The organism is Mesobacterium hydrothermale, from assembly GCF_035818635.1.
Classification (GTDB): Bacteria; Pseudomonadota; Alphaproteobacteria; order Rhodobacterales; family Rhodobacteraceae; genus Mesobacterium_A; species Mesobacterium_A hydrothermale.
Window position 1 is genome coordinate 1 of the sequence record NZ_JAYLLH010000004.1, and the last position, 20,195, is coordinate 20,195.

19 protein-coding genes and 1 tRNA gene are annotated in these 20,195 nt (G+C 63.5%); 12 read left to right on the forward strand and 8 right to left on the reverse strand.

Features of this window, described 5'->3' with window-relative positions; all coding sequences use genetic code 11:
- Window positions 1–37 precede the first annotated feature (37 nt).
- The 4 genes from VK792_RS04010 to VK792_RS04025 form a co-directional block, all read right to left on the reverse strand.
- The gene (locus VK792_RS04010) at window positions 38–301 is read right to left on the reverse strand and encodes a DUF6953 family protein (RefSeq protein ID WP_326296065.1); all 264 of its coding nucleotides are present in this window, start codon (window positions 299–301) and stop codon (window positions 38–40) included.
- Entirely contained in the window at window positions 298–489 is a 192-nt protein-coding gene (locus tag VK792_RS04015; RefSeq protein ID WP_326296066.1) for a YodC family protein, read from the reverse strand. Before VK792_RS04015 ends, VK792_RS04010 begins: the two co-directional genes overlap by 4 nt.
- A gap of 244 nt (window positions 490–733) precedes the next feature.
- Window positions 734–808, reverse strand: a tRNA-Asn gene (locus VK792_RS04020).
- A gap of 80 nt (window positions 809–888) precedes the next feature.
- The gene (locus VK792_RS04025) at window positions 889–1,803 is read right to left on the reverse strand and encodes an MBL fold metallo-hydrolase (RefSeq protein ID WP_326296067.1); all 915 of its coding nucleotides are present in this window, start codon (window positions 1,801–1,803) and stop codon (window positions 889–891) included.
- A gap of 51 nt (window positions 1,804–1,854) precedes the next feature.
- On the opposite strand from VK792_RS04025, the gene VK792_RS04030 reads away from it, so the two are divergent.
- Together VK792_RS04030 and VK792_RS04035 are read left to right on the forward strand one after the other, a co-directional pair.
- On the forward strand, window positions 1,855–3,138 hold the full coding sequence (locus VK792_RS04030; protein WP_326296068.1) for an ATP-binding protein: 1,284 nt from the start codon (window positions 1,855–1,857) through the stop codon (window positions 3,136–3,138).
- A 118-nt stretch (window positions 3,139–3,256) separates the two neighbouring features.
- Window positions 3,257–3,565, forward strand: coding sequence for a hypothetical protein (locus VK792_RS04035; protein ID WP_326296069.1), 309 nt, complete (start codon window positions 3,257–3,259; stop codon window positions 3,563–3,565).
- Between the two features lie 9 nt (window positions 3,566–3,574).
- Here VK792_RS04035 and VK792_RS04040 read toward each other — a convergent pair whose 3' ends face one another.
- Entirely contained in the window at window positions 3,575–4,309 is a 735-nt protein-coding gene (locus VK792_RS04040) for a DUF3592 domain-containing protein (RefSeq protein ID WP_326296070.1), read from the reverse strand.
- 166 nt (window positions 4,310–4,475) lie between these two features.
- Here VK792_RS04040 and ccmE point away from each other — a divergent pair, with 166 nt between their 5' ends.
- From ccmE to VK792_RS04075, 7 genes are all read left to right on the forward strand, one after another.
- Window positions 4,476–4,925, forward strand: a complete 450-nt coding sequence (ccmE, locus tag VK792_RS04045; protein WP_326296071.1) for a cytochrome c maturation protein CcmE — start codon at window positions 4,476–4,478, stop codon at window positions 4,923–4,925.
- A gap of 81 nt (window positions 4,926–5,006) precedes the next feature.
- Entirely contained in the window at window positions 5,007–5,630 is a 624-nt protein-coding gene (locus tag VK792_RS04050; RefSeq protein ID WP_326296072.1) for a holin-associated N-acetylmuramidase, read from the forward strand.
- Window positions 5,621–6,163, forward strand: coding sequence for a holin family protein (locus VK792_RS04055; RefSeq protein ID WP_326296073.1), 543 nt, complete (start codon window positions 5,621–5,623; stop codon window positions 6,161–6,163). Before VK792_RS04050 ends, VK792_RS04055 begins: the two co-directional genes overlap by 10 nt.
- A 59-nt stretch (window positions 6,164–6,222) precedes the next feature.
- Window positions 6,223–8,187, forward strand: a complete 1,965-nt coding sequence (locus VK792_RS04060) for a heme lyase CcmF/NrfE family subunit (RefSeq protein WP_326296074.1) — start codon at window positions 6,223–6,225, stop codon at window positions 8,185–8,187.
- Window positions 8,184–8,672, forward strand: a complete 489-nt coding sequence (locus VK792_RS04065) for a cytochrome c-type biogenesis protein (protein WP_326296075.1) — start codon at window positions 8,184–8,186, stop codon at window positions 8,670–8,672. The genes VK792_RS04060 and VK792_RS04065 overlap by 4 nt, the downstream gene beginning before the upstream one ends.
- A gap of 176 nt (window positions 8,673–8,848) precedes the next feature.
- Window positions 8,849–9,352 carry a DUF2087 domain-containing protein gene (locus tag VK792_RS04070; protein WP_326296076.1) on the forward strand — a complete coding sequence of 168 codons (504 nt, stop codon included), beginning with the start codon at window positions 8,849–8,851 and terminating at the stop codon, window positions 9,350–9,352.
- Between the two features lie 72 nt (window positions 9,353–9,424).
- On the forward strand, window positions 9,425–10,201 hold the full coding sequence (locus VK792_RS04075) for an enoyl-CoA hydratase-related protein (protein WP_326296077.1): 777 nt from the start codon (window positions 9,425–9,427) through the stop codon (window positions 10,199–10,201).
- Window positions 10,202–10,507: 306 nt separating this feature from the next.
- Here the strand turns inward: VK792_RS04075 and gltA are convergent, their stop codons facing one another.
- Both gltA and gltX read right to left on the reverse strand, forming a co-directional pair.
- On the reverse strand, window positions 10,508–11,803 hold the full coding sequence (gene gltA / locus VK792_RS04080) for a citrate synthase (RefSeq protein ID WP_326296078.1): 1,296 nt from the start codon (window positions 11,801–11,803) through the stop codon (window positions 10,508–10,510).
- A gap of 89 nt (window positions 11,804–11,892) precedes the next feature.
- Complete coding sequence (gene gltX, locus VK792_RS04085; RefSeq protein WP_326296079.1) at window positions 11,893–13,305, reverse strand: glutamate--tRNA ligase; 1,413 nt, start codon at window positions 13,303–13,305, stop codon at window positions 11,893–11,895.
- Between the two features lie 80 nt (window positions 13,306–13,385).
- Between gltX and VK792_RS04090 the strand changes: the two genes are divergently transcribed.
- Window positions 13,386–15,389 carry a ComEC/Rec2 family competence protein gene (locus VK792_RS04090; protein WP_326296080.1) on the forward strand — a complete coding sequence of 668 codons (2,004 nt, stop codon included), beginning with the start codon at window positions 13,386–13,388 and terminating at the stop codon, window positions 15,387–15,389.
- Here the strand turns inward: VK792_RS04090 and lexA are convergent.
- A complete protein-coding gene (gene lexA, locus VK792_RS04095; protein WP_326296081.1) occupies window positions 15,383–16,078 on the reverse strand; it encodes a transcriptional repressor LexA in 696 nt (231 codons plus the stop codon). The genes VK792_RS04090 and lexA overlap by 7 nt on opposite strands.
- A 344-nt stretch (window positions 16,079–16,422) precedes the next feature.
- On the opposite strand from lexA, the gene VK792_RS04100 reads away from it, so the two are divergent.
- Complete coding sequence (locus VK792_RS04100; RefSeq protein WP_326296262.1) at window positions 16,423–18,723, forward strand: DEAD/DEAH box helicase; 2,301 nt, start codon at window positions 16,423–16,425, stop codon at window positions 18,721–18,723.
- A 193-nt stretch (window positions 18,724–18,916) separates the two neighbouring features.
- On the forward strand, window positions 18,917–20,047 hold the full coding sequence (locus VK792_RS04105) for an ABC transporter substrate-binding protein (RefSeq protein ID WP_326296082.1): 1,131 nt from the start codon (window positions 18,917–18,919) through the stop codon (window positions 20,045–20,047).
- Window positions 20,048–20,195: the final 148 nt, after the last annotated feature.

Genomic DNA, 20,195 nt, shown 5'->3' on the forward strand with positions numbered 1-20,195 from the left:
TCCCAGCCATCGCTGATCCTCCAATTGCGGGACAAATCTATCCCAGTTGGTGGACCACTTTCAGGGGGCTATTCCACCTTACGCGCCAAAACTTTCCTGCGCGTTCGTAGACCGCACCCGGCGTTAGCTTATTGAAAATCTTTAGTACGCCTTTGCCGACGCACAGGTTCGAAGACTTGTCGAAGTACGCCAACTTTTCGTCGTTCAGTTGGAACAAGTGACTAGCGGCAGCGTCCTGATACAAGAACCCAGCCGTTTCGTATTCTGCCAACATCCATCGCGCGGCTTCTTCTTCGGTCATGACGTCGAAGGCGCAACGTATTCTTTGAGCGTGTCCTCTTGAAAGACCGCTCGTTCATTCGACGCACCTTTGAACCATTCGCATGTGTAAGTCTGACTGCCCATAGAGTCGTTGACCTTGGATACGGTCATCGCAGGGCCACCGGATTTCAGTTGTACAATGTCGCCGGGGGAGAATTTGCTTGCCATCGTAGCTGCTAGCCTCACTTAGTGTTCACGTTTCGTATCATCATACCGAATGAAGCGAAGCAATGCCAGCATGTTTGAAGTCGAAGCTATCACGGCACAAGATACGGTAGCACCCGAAACATCCGATCACGTCTTCGTGAGCGGTCGGGCGACCGGAACGCCCCTGACAACCGACCCAAAAGCAAGAGTAGGTTGTTAGTAGGATTGGCTCTACGCCAATTTTCCCAATGAAATCAAGGGTAATTGGCTCCGGCGGTAGGGATCGAACCTACGACCAATTGATTAACAGTCAACTGCTCTACCGCTGAGCTACGCCGGAACATGCGGGGCGTATAGCAATCTCGATTCCGGGCGTCCAGAGGGTTTTGTCACAAAACTCCAACTTTTTTGCCCGCACTGTCAGCAAAGTTCGAAACGTGCCCCGGCATGCAGCGGGCCTGTGTGGGCAACCCGGGATTTTCCCATTAAATCAATCAGGTGCGCAAGGACGTTGCGGGTTGCGGCTGGCAGGAGCGCCGGCGGCGTCTCGGTGTAGATGCAGCGGGCCAGGTCCTGTGCCGTCGCAGCCCCCTGAGCCAACGTTTCCAGGATTGCCGCCTCCCGGGCGCGGCGGTGGGCGATCAGCCAGCGCAGCCGTGCGGTGGGATCGGTGATGGGCGCGCCGTGGCCGGAATGGAAGACCGACCAGTCGCGGCCGAGCAGCGCTTCGCATGACGTCAGGAAATCCGTCAGGTCGCCGTCTGGCGGGGACACCAGCGAACTGGCCCAACCCATGACCAGATCTCCGCAAAAGAGCGCATCGCCCCATTCCAGCGAGATGTGATTGCCGAAATGACCAGGCGTGTGCCAGACCTTGAGCTGCCAGGTGTCGCCCGCGATGACATCCCCGCCGGCCACGTATTGGTCGGGGGTAAACGCGGTGTCGACACCTTCGCCACCGCCGACCGCGCTGTTGGCGGCCAGGGCCTGCATCACGGCCGACCGTCCGGCCAGGGCGTCGCCAAAGGCAATGACAGGCGCGCCGGTCGCGGCGGCCAGGGGGCGCGCCAGCGGGGAATGATCGACATGGGCGTGGGTGACCACGATGTGGCTGATGTGCTGGCCCGGTTGCAAGGCCGCAAGGATCGCGGCGAGGTGGGCGTTGTCGTCTGGGCCAGGGTCGATCACCGCCAACCCGGTTTCCCCCAAAAGATAGGTGTTGGTGCCACGAAAGGTCATTGGCGACGGATTCGGGGCCAGCACCCGGCGCAGCCCGGGGGCCAGTGTTTCGGGCAGTCCGGGGACGGGGCGGAAATCGGGATCGGGATCCTGCATCGGGTCACTTTCTGCGTGGTGCACGCGCGGTGGTTTCGATAGCCTTAGCGCATGTCGTTCAAATGGCTCAAACGCTATATGCCTCGTGGCCTGTATGGCCGTGCAGCGCTGATCCTGATCCTGCCGGTTGTGACCTTGCAACTGGTGGTTTCCATCGTGTTCATCCAGCGCCACTTCGAGGATGTTTCAGAACAGATGAGCACAGAGGTCGCGCGCGAGTTGCGCGTGGCGCTGAAGGGCGACGCGGCGCTGCGCGAAGCGCTGGAGTTCGGCGTCGCCATTGTGCCCGAAAGCGCGGTGCCGGCACAGGATTCGCGGCAATGGTACGATCTGTCGGGACTTGTCGTGACAAGCGTTCTGCGCGACCGGCTGGAAGGGGTTCAGCGGGTGCTTTTACCTGATGACCGGACAGTGGTTCTGTTTCTGCGCGACGATGGGACTGTCCGGCAGGTGGTGTTTGACAGGCGGCGGGCGTCAGCGTCGAATCCGCACCAGTTGTTGGTGCACATGGTTTTCTTTGGCGGTCTGATGACGGTGATCGCCTTTGTCTATCTGCGCAACCAACTGCGACCGATCACCCGGCTGGCCCGCGCGGCAGAGGCGTTCGGGCGCGGGCGCACGTTGCCCTATGCGCCGTCTGGCGCGGTCGAGGTGCGCGCTGCGGGGCATGCGTTCCTTGACATGCGCAACCGGATCGAGCGGCAGATCGAGCAGCGCACGATGATGCTTTCGGGGGTCAGCCATGACATGCGAACCCCTCTGACGCGGATGAAGCTGGCACTGTCGATGCTTGACGATGCCGAGCGCGCACCGTTGGAACGCGACGTGGCTGATATGGAACGGCTGCTGGATGCGTTTCTGGAATTTGCCCGGGGCGAAGCCGGGGCAGGGAGCGCGGAGCCGACCGACCCGGTCGCGCTGGTGACAGAGATCGTCGAGAAAGCGCGGCGTGCCGGAACCGAAGTGGAACTGGCGCTGGTCGAAGGGCACGGCAAGGTCGCGCTCCGCCCGCTGTCGATTGCGCGTGCGGTGGACAACCTGATCGGCAATGCGGTCAGATACGCCAGCCAGTGCGAGGTCTCGGTGCTGCTGACCGAAAAGGCGCTGCGTATCCGGGTGGAAGACGACGGCCCCGGTATCTTGCCCGAAGACCGGGAACGGGCGATGCGCCCGTTTGTCCGTTTGGACCCCGCGCGGAACCAGGATCGGGGGTCTGGCGTGGGGCTGGGGCTTGCGATCGCCGCGGACATCGCCCGCAGTCACGGTGGCGTGCTGCGGCTGGGGGCCAGCGAGCGGCTGGGCGGGCTATGCGCCGACATCGTGATCGGGCGCTGAGACAAGTCTTTTAAAATCAGCGACAAAGCCCGCAATCCCGCCACGAATCAAGCGCGTTTTGGCACCGATGTCGGTGTTGTCTGGCACCAGTTCCAGAGTTCCAAGACGGAGGAGTCCCATGTCCAAGATCATGCTTGCTGCGCTGTTGGTCATTATCAGCACGTCGGTCACGCTGGCCGGTTTGCCATCGGCGCAGGGCGCGCAGAGCGCGCCGTTGCTGGAAACGACCCAGCACCAGCCCTGGCTGGAAGCGGCGACCCGGCAGGTGCCGCCGCCCGGCTATGGCGGACAATATTTTACCACGCCGGACAACTGCACCTATTCCCGGACGCAGGCCCCGGGCTACCCGGTGATGTGGATCCTGATCCTCAATCCCTATACCCTGGGCAAGCCTCAGGCGCACCGGGGCTGCCCTGGCGCGCTGTGACCCCCGCAGTCAGGGCTGGCGGCGGCCCACGTCGCCTGCCCACCACGCGCGCTTCAGCCCCTGATAGATGGTGATATTGCTGCCCGGTTTGATATGGTCCAGCTGTTCGCGCGGATAGACCAGGCTCTTGCCGGTCCGGCCGCTGCCTTCGCGCCAAGTCAGGCGGTACAGATAACGGTTGTTTACGCGCGTATTCGTTCGTTCTATCCCCAGTACCTCGGCGGTTTCCTCGATACCGAAACGGCGAGCCCGGACTGCGGCGACGGCGCGTCTGCCAAAATACCACAGCGCGCCAAGAAAGCCCGCGCCGAAGATCAATCCGATCATCTGGGTGATCCGCGCCGCGGTGAGGTGTTCGCCTTGCGAGGTCTCGATCTTCGAGGGTGCGCTTTCCAGGTACCAGACCGGAATCGTACTGCCGGGCGACGCGGAATTATAGAGCGCAGAGCCAACAGATTGGTGCACGTTCATCGTCTGTCCAGCGTTGGTCGTATAGTCCAGCACAAGGAAATACGCGACAGTCCGATCGCCATCGCTGTCGCGGTTTTCGCGGAAATACTTGTCGGCCACGGTCGCAGTGGTTTGCCTGCCTTCACGCTCGAACCGTTCCGCGGTAGACAACGACACCACGCTGACGGCGGTCAATACCAGCAGCAGCGCCAGCGGAATCAGCACGGCCCAACCGCCCATGCGCCAGAACAGCCTGAAAAACGAAACAGGTTTGTTGCCCGCCAGTCGTGCCATGTCGCCCCCCGTCTTTGTGGCGATGATGGGAACGCAGGGACCGGCGTCAAGGTCTTCACATTTCTGCCAGTTGACCCGCGTCAAATCGCGCGGGCTCTCCCCTTTCTATGCTCAATCGTCTATATAGCTTTCACAAGCACAATGGCCTGTCAGGAGGAGGTCCCCTATGGCATTGAAATCGCTGAAAAAGCAGCGACGCGTCCAGGTGGTTGCCCTGGCCGCTGTTGCGTTGATCATCTCGACCGGGCTGATCGGCTATGCGATGCGCGACGGGATCAATTTCTTCCGCTCTCCCAGTCAGGTGGCCGAAGCCCCGCCCGCGCCGAACGAAACCTTCCGGATCGGGGGCCTGGTGGAAGAGGGTTCGCTGGTGCGCGGACAGGGTCAGACCATCACCTTTAACGTAACGGACGGCGGCGCGACGATCCCGGTAACCTTCTCGGGGGTGCTGCCTGATCTGTTCGATGAAAATCAAGGCATGGTGGGTACCGGGCGCTACATCAACGGCGTGTTCGAAGCGTCGGAAATCCTGGCCAAGCATGATGAAACCTACATGCCAAAAGAGGTCATCGACGCGCTGAAGGAACAAGGCATCTACCAAGAGCCCAGCAGCTGACCGCCGCGCGCCGCGGTGAAGCGCGGTTAAGCATTTGAATTCAGCCTCTTGCCCGAGGTTTCAATCAGGCAAGAGGCAAACATGTCCCAGAGCAGACCCACCGTTCGGCAACTGGCCGAAGACATCGTCGCGCGCGAAGGCGGCTTTGTGAACGATCCCGCCGATCCCGGGGGCGCCACCAAATACGGGGTCACAATCCACACGATGCGTCGGCTCGGGCTGGACCTTGACGGCGACGGCGCGGTCGGCGTGTCAGATGTCGCGCGGCTGAGCCGGTCTCAGGCGGTGGATATCTTTCTTGACCACTACTTTGCGCGGCCCCGTCTGGCCGATCTGCCCCAAGCGCTGCAACCGTCGGTTTTTGACATGTACGTCAATGCGGGCAGCAACGCGGTTAAGATCTTGCAACGGCTGCTGCGCGACATGGGTCAGCCAGTGGCGATCGACGGGGCCATCGGGCCCCAGACCATCGCAGCCGCGCAGGCGGCCATGGCGGCGGCGCCAGACCATTTCGTGGATGCCTACGGGATCGCGCGGCGAAACTATTACTTCTCCTTGGCCGATGCCCGGCCCGCGTCGCGTAAATACGCCCGTACCCGACAGGGTGGCAAAGGTGGCTGGATCCTGCGGGCTGAAGAATTCATCAGCCCGCGCTACCATCTGACCAAGGCAGAGTTCGACCAGAGGGTCGCAGCATGGGCCTGATCGAACGCGTTCTGACGCTCGTGTTTGGGGCGGACCGCAACGTGATCGCTGAAACCGCAGAGGTTTTCCGCGTGAACGCAGAAGCCGAGGCCAAGCGCGGCGCGGATCTGCAGGGGGCAGCCCTGCGCCAGTTCGCGGCAGAGTTCTCCTGTGCGCGCAGTGGCTGGTTCGACCGGATGATTGACGGGCTGAACCGCATTCCGCGACCGGCTTTGGCATTGGGGACTCTGGGCCTGTTCGTAGCCGCGATGGTTGACCCGATCTGGTTCGGCGCGCGCATGACCGGGCTGGCGTTGGTGCCCGATCCGCTGTGGTGGCTGCTGGGCGCCATCGTCAGTTTCTATTTCGGGGCGCGGCATCAGGCCAAAGGTCAGGACTTCCAGCGCGATATCGCCCGCGCCCTTGCCGCATCGGTCCCCCAGGTGATCGACAGCGCGCAACGGATCGAAGCGCTGCGCCCTGACGGGCCAGAACCGCCAGCCGCGCCAGACAATCCCGCGCTGGCCGACTGGCAGGCGCTTGCGACAAAGTGATCAAGTGGCGGGCCGGTTTTCCATTGGCCCGCCCATTTTCCGGCCCTATAACCAGCTGCATGATTACAGAGCTCGGACACTTCGCCCTTATCCTCGCCTTTCTCGTTTCGATTGTGCAGGCTGTCGTACCGCTTGTCGGTGCCCAAAAACGCTGGCCCGGCTGGATGGCCGTCGCCGAACCTGCGGCCACGCTGCAGTTCATCCTGACCGCAGCGGCGTTTGCCGCGCTGACCCATGCGTTTGTCACGTCGGACTTCAGTCTGCGGTTGGTGGTCATGAACAGCCATTCGGCCAAGCCGATGCTGTACAAGATCAGCGGCGTATGGGGGAACCACGAAGGGTCCATGTTGCTTTGGGTGCTGATCCTGTCTTTGTTCGGCGCAATGGCGGCATGGTTCGGGGGAAACCTTCCACCGACCTTGCGGGCGCGGGTTTTGGCGGTGCAATCTTCGATTGCCGTGGCATTCTTCGCCTTCATCATCTTCACCTCAAACCCGTTCCTGCGCATGGCCGTGCCGCCGTTTGACGGCCAGGACTTGAACCCGCTGCTGCAGGACCCTGGTTTGGCGTTTCACCCGCCGTTCCTGTACCTGGGCTATGTCGGCCTGAGCATCTGTTTCAGTTTTGCCGTCGCCGCCTTGATCGAAGGCCGCGTGGATGCCGCCTGGGGCCGGTGGGTGCGTCCCTGGACGCTGGCTGCGTGGGTCTTCCTGACCATCGGCATCGCGCTGGGGTCGTGGTGGGCCTATTACGAGCTGGGCTGGGGCGGTTTCTGGTTCTGGGACCCTGTTGAAAACGCGTCCTTCATGCCTTGGCTTCTGGCCGCCGCCTTGCTGCATTCCGCCATCGTGGTCGAGAAGCGCGAGGCGCTGAAAAGCTGGACCATCCTGTTGGCGATCCTTGCCTTTGGCTTCTCGCTGATCGGTACGTTCATTGTCCGCTCGGGTCTGCTGACGTCGGTCCATGCCTTCGCCAGCGACCCCGAACGCGGTGTGTTTATCCTGGGGATCCTGGTGGTCTACACTGGCGGGGCGCTGACGCTGTTCGCGGCGCGCGCCAACGTGATGCAGGCCAAGGGTGTGTTTGGCATCGTCAGCCGCGAATCCGCGCTTGTGGCCAACAACATTTTCCTGGCGGTCGCCTGTTTCGTGGTCTTCGTCGGCACGCTTTGGCCCGTGGTCGCGGAACTTCTGTTTGCCCGCAAGCTGAGCGTCGGCGCACCGTTCTTCGAGATGGCCTTTACCCCGTTCATGGTTCTGCTTGGGCTGCTTCTGCCGATTGGCGCCATGATGCCGTGGAAGCGGGCCAACGTTGGACGCGTTCTGCGCCAACTGGCTCCGGCGCTTTTCCTGGCGCTGGCATTGGCCGGACTGGTCTGGGCGATGCAAACCGGCAAGACGCTGTTGGGCCCTGTCGGGGTGTTTCTGGGGACCTGGCTTGTGGCAGGCGCGATCACCGACCTTTACAGCCGTCTTGGCAAAAACCGTGACCTGTCCCGACTGCTGCGCCTGCCGCGCGCCGACTGGGGCAAAGCGGTGGCCCATGGCGGGCTGGGTATCACGATGCTGGGCATTGCCGGGCTGATGGCGTGGCAAGAGGAAGACATCCGCGTCGCCTATGTTGGCCAACCCTTCACCGTAGGCGCGTTCGAGTTCGAATTGAACGGCGTGGAACGCGTGCAGGGTCCGAACTACTTCTCCAACATGGCGGATGTCAGCGTACGTCAGGACGGCGAAACCATCGCAACCCTCTACCCTGAAAAGCGCAACTATCCGGTGCAGCAGATGCCCACGACCGAGGCCGCCATCGACTATCGCTTGATGCGCGATGTCTATGTGGTGATTGGCGATCCGCAGGATGACGGCGGGTGGGTGATGCGCGTCTACCTGAAACCCCTGGCCAACTGGATCTGGGGCGGATGCATCCTGATGGCGATTGGCGGCTTCCTGTCGCTGAGCGATCGTCGCTTCCGCGTGGCGGCTGGCGCGCGCAAATCACAGATGGTGGGGGTTCCCGCGGAATGAAACGGTTTCTCGGATGGTGGGCCAAACACCCGCCCTATGCCCTGGCGCTGATCCTTGCGCTGCTGGCCGCGCCGGTGGCTGCGGTCCAGCCGGATGAAATGTTGCAAGACCCGACACAGGAAGCGCGGGCACGCGAGATTTCCAAGGGTTTGCGCTGTCTGGTTTGCCAGAACGAGAACATCGACGATTCCAACGCGTCGCTGGCGCGCGACCTGCGTATCCTTGTGCGCGAGCGGATCACCGCGGGGGACGACAACGCTGAGGTCGTGGACTATATCGTCGATCGCTACGGCGAATTCGTCTTGCTGAAACCGACCTCTGGCGGGGCCAACTGGCTGCTTTGGGCCTCTGGTCCGATCTTGTTTGTGCTGGGGCTTTTGGTGGCGGGACTGTATATCCGCCGCCGGTCCACAGCCCAGGCCGTGACCGAACAGCGGTTGTCGCCAGAGGAACAGACCAGGCTTCAGGAATTGCTGAGGGATTGACCGGCGCCCCCCGCGCCGGTAGAGGAGCCGTGGGTCCGCAGTTCACCCAGGCTCCGCCAATCTTGCTAAACCTGCGATCTGACAAACATCGGACCAGACCCTGCTGATACCGATGGACAAGGGCGGACATCCAGCCCCGCGCGTCGGGGACAGGTATCGCGAAAGAGGTTTGTTCTATGACCCGCGATGTCATTCCGCTGTCCGTCCCGGACATCTCCAGCTTTGCCAAGGCGCTGCGCGCGCAATTGACCGATCCGCCCGGCCATGCCGAGCTGTTGTCGATTGTCGCCCGCGCTGCCGGCTTTCGCAATTATCAGCATCTCAAGGCGCAGACCGCGCCGCGGCCCAGGGCCGATGACAAGCTGGTCACCCGCGCCACGCGTTGCTTCGACGGCCAGGGGCGCATGGCGATGTGGCCTGCCCGTACGCAGGTGCAGGGATTGTGCCTGTGGGTGATCTGGGCCGGATTGCCTCCGCGTGAGTCGATGACAGAACGCCAGATCAGCAGCCGGATCGATGCGCTGACCGCGTTCCGTGATGCCGCCCAGATCCGCCGCAGCCTGGTGGAAAACCGTTTGGTGACGCGCACGCGCGATGGAGCGGCCTATGAACGCATCGAACGCGCGCCCACGCCCGAGGCGGCAGCGCTGCTGACGGCGATCAAAGCGACACTGGTCTGACGCTGCGTTGCCCTTTGCGCCCGGGCGGCAATCGTGTTTCATGCGCGGCAAAACCAGGAAGGAATGCCGCGCATGAACTACGAAGCCATCCTCTATGACCTGACCGACGGCGTCGCCACGATCACCCTGAACCGCGGCGACGTTATGAACGCGCTCAACACCCAGATGCGGGCCGAATTGACCGATGCGCTGCGCCGTGGCGGGCGCGAGGCGCGCGTCGTGGTCATCACCGGCTCAGGCCGGGCGTTCTGCTCTGGCCAGGACCTGGGCGATCGCGCCAACACTGCCAACATCGACCTGGAGCGCACGCTGCGCGACGAATACGTTCCGATGCTGCACGCCATCTATGACTGTCCGGTTCCGACGATTTCCGCAGTGAACGGGGCGGCCGCGGGGGCAGGGGCCAACCTGGCGCTGGCCGCCGACGTGGTGATCGCGGCGGAAAGCGCGTTTTTCCTGCAGGCGTTTACCCGGATCGGGCTGATCCCGGATGCCGGCGGCACCTGGTACCTGCCGCGGCAGATGGGACTGGCCAAGGCCATGGGCGCGGCGCTTTTTGCCGAGAAGATCAGCGCCCGTCAGGCCAGCGACTGGGGCATGATCTGGGAAGCGGTTCCGGATGCAGAGTTCGAGGCGCATTGGACGGCGCGCGCCGCGCATCTGGCCAAGGGGCCGACCGCCGCCTACCAGCGCGTGAAGCAGTCGCTGCGGGCATCGTTCGACAACTCGCTTGAGGACCAATTGGCGCTGGAGGCCCGGTTGCAGGGGGAATGCGGCAAGACGCGCGATTTCAAGGAAGGCGTTGTGGCGTTTCTTGAAAAGCGTCCGGCGGTCTACGAAGGGCGCTGAGGGGCCGGGGCAGCCGCTGCGCCCCACCGGGTGGGGGCGCTGCCCCCACACCCCCGGAGTATTTGCGGAAAGATGAAAGCAGGACTGGCGTGGCCGGGAGACCGGGGCGCTGCCCGATGGCTCTGCCGAAAGGGCGGTCGCTGTGGGAGGCGCCCGAGGTCCGGGGCCTGTGGCGGCAGGTCATTCATGCACTGCGGAGGCGGCGGAGAGTCTGCTTGAATGCGCCCGGGGCCCAAGACCAAGCCCGGCTGAACAAGAACGCGCGCCAGGAGGCGCGCGTTTTGCCGTTGCGGAGGCGCGCCGCGATCAGCGGTCTTCGATGTCCACGTAGTCGCGTTCGGTCGCACCGAGATAGAGCTGGCGCGGGCGGCCGATCTTGTGTGCCGGATCTTCCAGCTGTTCCTTCCACTGCGAAATCCAGCCCACGGTCCGCGACAACGCAAAGATCGGGGTGAACATCGAGGTCGGGAACCCCATCGCTTCGAGGATGACGCCGGAATAGAAATCGACGTTCGGGAACAGCTTTTTCTCGGCGAAATAGGGATCGGCGAGTGCCTGTTGTTCCAGTTCCTTCGCGGTGGCGAGGATCGGGTTGTTGTGCACGCCCAGCAGGTCCAGGATCTCGTCGGCGGACTGTTTCATCACCATCGCGCGCGGATCGAAGTTCTTGTAGACCCGGTGGCCGAAGCCCATCAGGCGGAACGGGTCGTTCTTGTCCTTGGCGCGGGCGATGTATTCCGGGATGCGATCGGGAGTGCCGATTTCCTTGAGCATTTCCAGGCAAGCCTGGTTGGCGCCGCCGTGGGCCGGACCCCAGAGGCAGGCGATGCCCGCCGCGATACAGGCGAACGGGTTGGCGCCCGAGGACGACGCCAGGCGCACCGTCGACGTCGAGGCGTTCTGTTCGTGATCGGCATGCAGGGTGAAGATCCGGTCCATCGCACGGGCGATGATCGGGTTCACATGGTATTCCTCGGCCGGCACGGCAAAACACATGTGCAGGAAGTTCGAGGCGTAATCCAGATCGTTGCGCGGATAGATGAACGGCTGGCCGAGGTTGTACTTGTAGGCCCAGGCCGCAATTGTCGGCATCTTGGCGATCAGGCGGTGGCTGGCAATCTCGCGTTGTTTGGGATCGTTGATATCGGTCGAGTCGTGGTAGAAGGCCGACATGGCGCCCACGACGCCCACCATCGTCGCCATCGGGTGCGCGTCGCGACGGAAGCCTCGGAAGAAATACTGCATCTGTTCGTGCAGCATGGTGTGGCGGGTGATCGTGCTTTCGAAGTCTTCCAGCTGCGCAGCCGACGGCAGTTCACCGTAGAGCAGCAGGTAGCAGACCTCGAGGTAGTGCGACTGCGAGGCCAACTGGCTGATCGGGTAGCCGCGGTGCAGCAGGACGCCCTTTTCACCGTCGATATAGGTGATCGTGCTGTCGCAACTGGCGGTCGAGGTAAAGCCGGGGTCGTAGGTGAAGACGCCAGCCTGACCATAAAGCTTGCGAATATCGAGAACATCCGGTCCCGCCGTGGGCGAGTGGACAGGCAATTCATAGCTCTTGCCGTCCAGGGTCAGCGTCGCAGTCTTTGCGGTTTCAGCCATTCTAGGTCCCTTCTTCTTGCGCCCCGCGGACTGTGCCGGGGAGACGTGTTAACCACAAGCCTTGCGCCGATGGACCCCCGGGACGGGGATCAGTCTTCGTCGCTGGCGGCAGCCTGGGCCAGCCGGGAAAGGCTTTCTTCGCGGCCCAGAACAAGCATCATGTCGAAAACGCTGGGGGTGACTGCCCGTCCGGCAAGGGCTGCCCTGAGCGGGCCTGCCAGCTTTCCGAACTTAGTGCCGTTTTCTTCGGCAAAGCGGGCGGTTGCCTCCTCGAGTTGTTCTCGGGACCAGCTAGCATTTTGCAGGCGCGGCGTCAACGCAGCCAGTATACCACGGGATACAGAATCCAGGTTCCTGGCGGCTTTCTCGTCCGGCTGAATTGGCGTGTCCGCCAGAATAAAATATGCCTTTTCAAGGAGTTCCGGAAATGTCTTGGCGCGCTCTTTCAAGCAATACATCCCGCGCAGCAGCCCGTCGCGCTGAGCTTCGGTCAGGGGGGATTGTGAACTTGCCGTCAGATACGCCTCTATTTCATGCAGCAATGCAGCATCGTCGCCTACGGCGATGTGCTGGCCGCACAGATTCTCGAGCTTCTTGAAATCGAAACGGGCCGGAGACTTGCCGATTCCATCCAGGTCGAACCATTCTTGTGCCTGGGTATCGGTAAAGAATTCGTCATCGCCATGGCTCCAGCCCAAGCGTGCGAGGTAATTGCGCATGCCCGCCGCAGGATAGCCCATGGCCTGGTATTCCTCGACCCCAAGTGCGCCGTGACGCTTCGACAGTTTCTTGCCGTCTGGTCCGTGGATCAGCGGAATATGCGCCCAGACCGGAATATCCCAGCCCATGGCGGTATAGATCCCCATCTGGCGTGCGGCGTTGTTCAGGTGGTCATCCCCCCGGATCACATGGGTCACGCCCATGTCATGGTCATCGACGACAACGGCCAGCATGTAGACCGGTGTGCCATCGGAGCGTAACAACACCATGTCGTCCAACTGGTCGTTGCGGATGGTCACGTCGCCCTGGACCTGGTCGCGGATCACCCTCGCGCCTTCGGTCGGGGTTTTCAGCCGGATCACATAGGGCGCATCGGGGTGGGTTGCCGGGTCGGCGTCGCGCCACGGGCTTTGGAACAGCGTGGACTTGCCTGCGGCGCGGGCGGCGTCGCGGAATGCTTCGATGTCCTCGGGGGTGGCAAAGCACTTGTAGGCAGCCCCCTTGGCCAGCAAGGCCTGTGCCACTTCGGCGTGACGGTCGGCACGGTCGAACTGGCTGACAACCTCTCCGTCATGGTCAAGCCCCAACCAGTCCAGCCCTTTCAGGATCGCCTCTGTTGCGGCCGGGGTCGACCGGGCGCGGTCGGTGTCTTCGATCCGCAGCAGGAACTTGCCACCGCGACCACGGGCATAAAGCCAGTTGAACAGCGCCGTGCGCGCGCCACCGATATGCAGATAGCCAGTGGGCGAAGGGGCGAAACGGGTGACGACTTCGGCGGACATGCGGCGATTAACCTTTCGGTAACTTTGGGGAGCGTAGCCTTTGGCGCGTTGCATACCCAACGGGGCGGAAAGGCACAAGCATGGGGCGCGTGATGCTGGGCCAGCGCGGCCACCTCTTTGCCTGGCTGCCGGTGGGGATTGCCTTCGGGATCGGGCTTTATTTTGCGCTGCGGGTGGAACCGCCGGTCTGGCTGCTGGTCGTCAGTGCCGGCGCCGCAATGATGGGGGCCGCCGGTGCGTGGCGGCTGGGCCCGTCCTGGGGGCCCTGGCTGGCGCTGCCGGCGCTGATGGCAATGGGGCTGGCGCTGGCCGGGGGGCGGGCGCATCTTGTGGCGGGCCCTGTTCTGACCGGGCGCTACTATGGTCCGGTCGAGGGGCGGATCGTCGGCATCGACCGGTCTGCCTCTGACGCTGTGCGGCTGACGCTGGACCGCGTACGGCTTGAGCGGGGCAGCGTTCAGCCGACGCCGGTCAGGGTGCGTGTCTCGTTGCACGGCACTCAGGGGTTTACCACGTTGGCCCCGGGGCGTGTCGTGATGATGACAGCACACCTGTCGGCGCCACGGGGGGCGGCGGAACCCGGTGGGTTCGATTTTCGTCGCCACGCCTGGTTCCAGCGCCTGGGCGCGGTGGGCTATACACGGACACCGGTTCTGACCTTGGAGCCGGGGCAGGGCGGCGTTTGGTTCTTTCGCCTGCGACAGGCGATGGCCGACCGTATTCGTGCGGTCTTGCCCGGAGATACGGGCGGGTTTGCCGCCGCGATCCTGACCGGCGACCGCAGTGCCATCGGGCAAGCGGTGCTGGACGATCTGCGCCGCACCAACCTTGCCCACCTGCTGGCGATTTCCGGCCTTCACATGGGGCTCTTGACGGGCGTCGTGTTCGCCACGCTGCGTCTGACGATGCTGTTGATCCCCGGAGTTGGCCTGCGCTGGCCGGTCAAGAAACTGGCGGCCGCGGGTGCCTTGGTGGCGGCAGGGTTTTATCTGGGCCTGTCGGGCGGCAATGTCGCCACGGAACGCGCTTTCGTGATGGTCGCGGTCATGCTGGTGGCTGTGATGCTGAACCGTCGTGCGATCAGCCTGCGCGCGGTTGCGCTGGCGGCGCTCATCGTGCTGATCTGGCAACCTGAGGCGTTGCTAGGACCCGGGTTCCAGATGTCCTTTGCGGCGACCACCGCATTGGTCGCGGTCTTCGGCTGTCTGCGCGATCGCAACGTGCCGCGCAGTCTGCGCCCGGTGCTGGCGCTGGTGGTGTCCTCTGCCGTGGCAGGGGCGGCCACGGCACCTGTGGGGATGGCACATTTCAACCAGGTGGCACATTTTGGCTTGCTCGCCAACCTGGTGTCGGTGCCGTTGATGGGGGCGCTTGTGATCCCCGCAGGCGTTTTTGCGGTTGTGCTGATGCCGCTCGGGCTGGAAGCCTGGGCGCTGCGGCTGATGGGGCTGGGGCTTGACTGGATCCTGCTGGTGGCGCGGTCGGTGGCGGATTGGCCTCTGGCGGTAACCTATGTCCCGCGTCCACCGGATGCGGTGCTTCCGTTGATGGCGGCGGGGGGCTTGTTCGTCATGTTGTGGCAAGGGCGCTGGCGGTGGCTGGGCATGGCGCCGGTGATGCTGTCGGTTGCACTTTGGCTGACGGCCACGCGCCCCGATCTGCTGATCGCGGAAAACGGCACGCTGGTTGGGGTGATGACCCCGGCAGGACGCGCCCTCAGCCGTGAAACGGGTGAGGGGTTTGTCGCGTCGGTCTGGATGGAAAACGATGGCGACGGCGCCAACCAGCAGGCCGCAGCGGCGCGCTGGGTCAATTCCCCCCAGCTCAGGCATCTGCGCGGCAAACGTGCTGCCAGCGATTTTTCGGGATGTTCCAGGTTGGACATCGTGGTCAGCGATCGCGATCTGCCCGCCGATGCCCCATGCATCCTGTTTCAGCCGTCAACGCTGCGTGGGCAGGGCAGCGTTGCGGGGTACCGGACGAAAAAGGGGTATGTCTTTGTGACCGACCTTCAAAAAACCGGCCACAGGCTCTGGCACCCGGGCACGCCTTTTGCGCAAGAGCGCCGGGCCGATGCTCAGTAGGTGCGGATCAGCCCGACCAGCCGGCCCTGAACCTTGACCTCGCCCTCGGGCAGGATACGGGGTTCATAGGCGGCATTGGCGGCTTCAAGAATTACGGTGCCGCCCTTGCGCTTGAAGCGTTTCAGCGTCGCTTCATAGCCTTCGACCTGGGCCACGACGATGTCACCGTTGTCGGCATGAGAGGTTTCGCGGATCACCACGATATCACCATCGTTTATCCCGGCCTCGATCATGGAATCGCCTTTGACCTCAAGCGCATAGTGGCGCCCGTTGCCAGACAGCATCGCACCCGGAACAGCCACTTGCGGCGGCACGTCGTTGATCGACTGGATCGGTTCCCCGGCGGCGATCCGCCCCAGCAGCGGCAATTCCAGCGCGCCGACCGCGTCGACGGGCTGCGCGGCGGCAGGCCGGCTGTCAGGGCGCGCACCGTCGATCACCCGCGGGTTGAAACCACTGGATTTCTCCGCAAGCGCCTCTGGCAGTTTCACAATTTCGATGGCGCGGGCCCGGTGCGCCAGCCGGCGAATAAAACCACGTTCCTCCAGCGCGGTAATCAGCCGGTGGATCCCCGATTTCGATTTTAGATCAAGCGCCTCTTTCATCTCGTCAAAACTGGGGGGCACGCCATCGCGCGCCATGCGCTTGTTGATGAAATCAAGCAGATCGAGCTGTTTCTTGGTCAACATCCTGTCTGTCCTTGCGCCATATGTTCTTTTTTGTTCTACGCATGTTCGCTTTTTGTGTCAACTCTGTTGGTGTGCAGGGGCCGCCACCCTGACCGATGGGGTTCTTGGCTTGGTTTGCTACAGGGCATGGTCTTGCGTGCAGGCAGGGCACGTCGCGCTGGGGGGGCCGGAAGTCTTGATCCACATATCGCGCCATGCTTTGCGCGCATGCCGGCCCTTTCTGCTGCGACGCGGAATTTCGGTATACACTCGCGCAGGAAGCATATAAGGAGCGGGGCTTGTTCCTGTCGACCGGCAGGGGCGCAACGCGCTTACGCGCTTTCTTGACCCAGACTGATATCACCATGTTCCAGGCCCTCGCCGATGCGCTGACAGAGCGCGGCTATGACACTTTGACCGCCGTGCAAGAGGCTGTCACCAACCCCGAACTGAGCGAACAGGACCTGCTTGTTTCGGCGCAGACCGGGTCGGGCAAGACCGTGGGGTTTGGCCTTGCGATTGCGCCCACGATGCTGGGCGATGGCGAGGTGATGGGGCAGGCGGGGGCACCGCTGGCGCTGATCGTTGCGCCGACGCGGGAACTGGCTTTGCAGGTCAAACGCGAATTGGGGTGGCTGTACGCCAAGGCCGAGGCGCGGCTGGCCACCTGTATCGGTGGTATGGACGCCCGTGACGAACGCCGCGCGCTGGAACGCGGGGCGCATATCGTCGTTGGCACTCCGGGCCGTCTGCGCGATCACATCCAGCGAGGCTCTCTTGATCTGGGCAGCGTCCGCGCCATCGTGCTGGACGAAGCCGACGAGATGCTGGACCTGGGGTTCCGCGAGGACCTGGAATTCATGCTGGCCGAAGCGCCCGAGGACCGGCGTACGTTGATGTTTTCGGCCACCGTGCCACCGATGATTGCCAAGCTGGCGGAACAGTACCAGCGCGATGCGGTGCGGGTGACCACGCTGACCGGGGGCACCCAACACGCCGACATCACCTATCAGGCGGTGCGTGTGGCACAGCAGGACGCCGAAAACGCGATCATCAACCTGCTGCGCTTCCACGATGCGCAGAACGCGATCGTCTTTGCCAACACCCGCGCCATGGTCAACCGTCTGACCGCGCGCCTGACAAACCGCGGGTTTTCCGTGGTGGCGCTGTCAGGAGAACTGAGCCAGAACGAACGCACACACGCCCTGCAAGCGATGCGCGACGGGCGCGCGCGGGTCTGCGTTGCCACCGACGTGGCGGCGCGCGGCATCGACCTTCCCAAGCTGGAACTTGTCATTCACGCTGAACTGCCTTCGAATTCCGAAGGCCTGCTACACCGGTCAGGTCGTACCGGGCGCGCCGGGCGCAAGGGGATCTCGGCGTTGATCGTGCCGCCCAAGATCGCGAAAAAGGCCGAACGCCTGCTGAAATTCGCCAAGATTACGGCCGAATGGATCACCGCGCCCTCTGCTGATGACATCCTGCGCAAGGATGAAGAGCGGCTGCTGGCCGACGATGTCTGGACCCTGGAGCCGACCCCGGAACAACAGGATTTTGCCGCCCGCCTGCTCGAACTGCACGGTCCCGAAAAAATCGCTGCTGCCTATCTCGCGCTGCACCGTGCACGGCTGTCCGCGCCCGAAGACCTGGGTGATCCCGATGTGCGCCCGGAACGGGCGGAACGGGCGGAACGCAAGGCCTTTGGTCCCAGCACATGGTTTGCGCTGTCTGTGGGCCGCGACGACCGGGCAGAGCCGCGTTGGCTGCTGCCGGTGCTGTGCCGGGCGGGCAAGCTGGACAAGGACGCGATCGGCGCGATCCGGGTGCAGCAAACCGAAAGCTATGTCGAGATTGCAGACGCCAGCGTGCCGGGTTTTCTTTCGGCGTTGGGGGCGAATGGCGAACTGGACGAGGGCGTGACCGCCCGCAAGCTGGATGCTGCGCCCGAGTTTCGCAGCGCGCCGCGTCCCAGCGGTCCGCGCCCCGGCCGGCCGGATCGTTTCAAAGAGGATCGCCCGCGGGCAGAGCGCCCCGAACGGTCCGAACGCCGCGATGACAGCCGCGCGCGTCCCGCCCCAAGTGAAGACCGGGGCGAAGATCGGGGTCAGGCGCGCAGCGCACCGAAACCCGACCGGATGGCCGAAGCGATTGCCGACGGTGCCGTGAAACCCCATCGCAAGCCCAGGGATCGCGGTGCCATGCCGTTGTCGGGTGATGACGCTGCACCGAGGAAAAAACCCTATGGCGCCCCGCGTGACGCGGCTTCGGCAGACCGCAAGGGCAAGCCTGCGAACCGTCCGTCGGACAAGTCGGGCGCGTCCGGGGACAAGCGGTTTGGCAAGGCAGGCCCCGGTGCGGGCAAGTCGAGGGACGGTTTCGGCGACAAGCCGAAGGGCAAGTTCGGGGCCAAGCCCGGCGACAAGCCGAAGGGCAAGTTCGGGGCAAAACCCGGTGACAAACCCAAGGGCAAGTTCGGGGCCAAACCCGATGCCCGCGCCGACGCAAAGCCGCAGGCCCCGCGCGCCAAGGCCTCTGACACGTCCAAGCGGTTTACGCCCCCCGGGGCGACCACGACCCCGCGCAAGCCGAAACCCCAGGGCAAGGGCGCGGCACCTGCGCGTGGCCGCAAGGGGCCGGGCGGGATGGAACCTCCGCGGCGCGGCTGACGCGATCCCGGCATATTCAGACAGACGTTCAGACAGACTTTCAGACAGACGCGCGCGATGGGCCCCCCTCGCGCGCGTCGACGTTTGCCCGCCCCGCAATTTGCGGGCACAGGAGTTTTCCCCGCTTCATGCGTTGACCTGCCCGCGCATCTCGGCATTCATAGGCGCAACAACCATAAAGGGGAGTTTCACGATGAAAAAGCTGATGATGGCGACCGCCGCGCTGGCCCTGTCCGCCGGCGGTGCGCTGGCAGAGGTCAAGGTGGGGATGATCACCACACTTTCGGGCGGCGGCGCAGCACTTGGGCTGGATACCCGTGACGGGTTCATGCTGGCGATCGAACAGTCCGGTCGCACCGATATCGATGTGGTGATCGAAGATGACCAGCGCAAACCGGATGTGGCGGTGCAACTGGCCGACAAGATGATCCAGTCCGAGAAGGTCGACATCCTGACCGGAATCGTATGGTCAAACCTGGCGATGGCCGTGGTGCCCGCCGCCGTGGCCCAGGGCAAGTTCTATTTGTCGACCAATGCCGCGCCGTCGCAGCTTGCCGGTGCGGGCTGCAATCCGCTTTATTTCTCTGTGTCCTACCAGAACGACAACCTGCACGAGGCCGCGGGCGCGTATATGAAAGGGGCAGGTTATTCCAAGCCGTACATCCTGGCGCCCAACTATCCCGCGGGCAAAGACAGCCTGACCGGTTTCAAGCGGTTCTATGACGGAGAACTGGCCGGAGAGGTCTATACCAAACTGGGCCAGACAGACTATGCCGCCGAGATTGCACAGATCCGGGCGTCGGGCGCGGACAGCGTGTTCTTCTTCCTGCCGGGCGGCATGGGGATTTCCTTTCTCAAGCAATATGCCGATAGCGGAGTCGATCTGCCGGTCGTCGGTCCGGCCTTCAGCTTTGATCAGGGCATTTTGCAAGCCGTAGGCGAGGCCGCCCTGGGCGTGGTGAATACCTCGCAATGGTCCAAGGACATTGACAATACCGCAAACGCGGCCTTCGTCGAAGGCTTCCAGGCGGCCTATGGGCGCTTGCCCTCGCTCTATGCCAGCCAGGGCTATGACACGGCTAACCTGCTTCTGTCGGCGTTGGCAAAGGCCGATCCCTCGGACAAGGCCGCCTTCCAGGCCGCGCTTGAGGCCGCCGATTTCGACAGCGTGCGTGGCGCCTTCAGTTTTGCGCCGAACCACCACCCGATCCAGACGATCTATGCCCGCGAAGTGGTGAAGGAAGGCGAGATCTACACCAACAAGATCGTCGGCACCGCGATGGAGAACCGTTCCAACGCCTATGTCGATCAGTGCAAGATGTAAGACACGCAGGTGCGCGCCCGGGGGCTGACCCGGGTGCGCCGCCAAACGGCAGATTGGTCCTTGGACGGGCTCGGGACGGGGCTTGACGGCGCCGGCAGGTCTGCCCGTGCTCCGGGGCTGATCCGGGGCCGCGTGCCACGAGGGTATT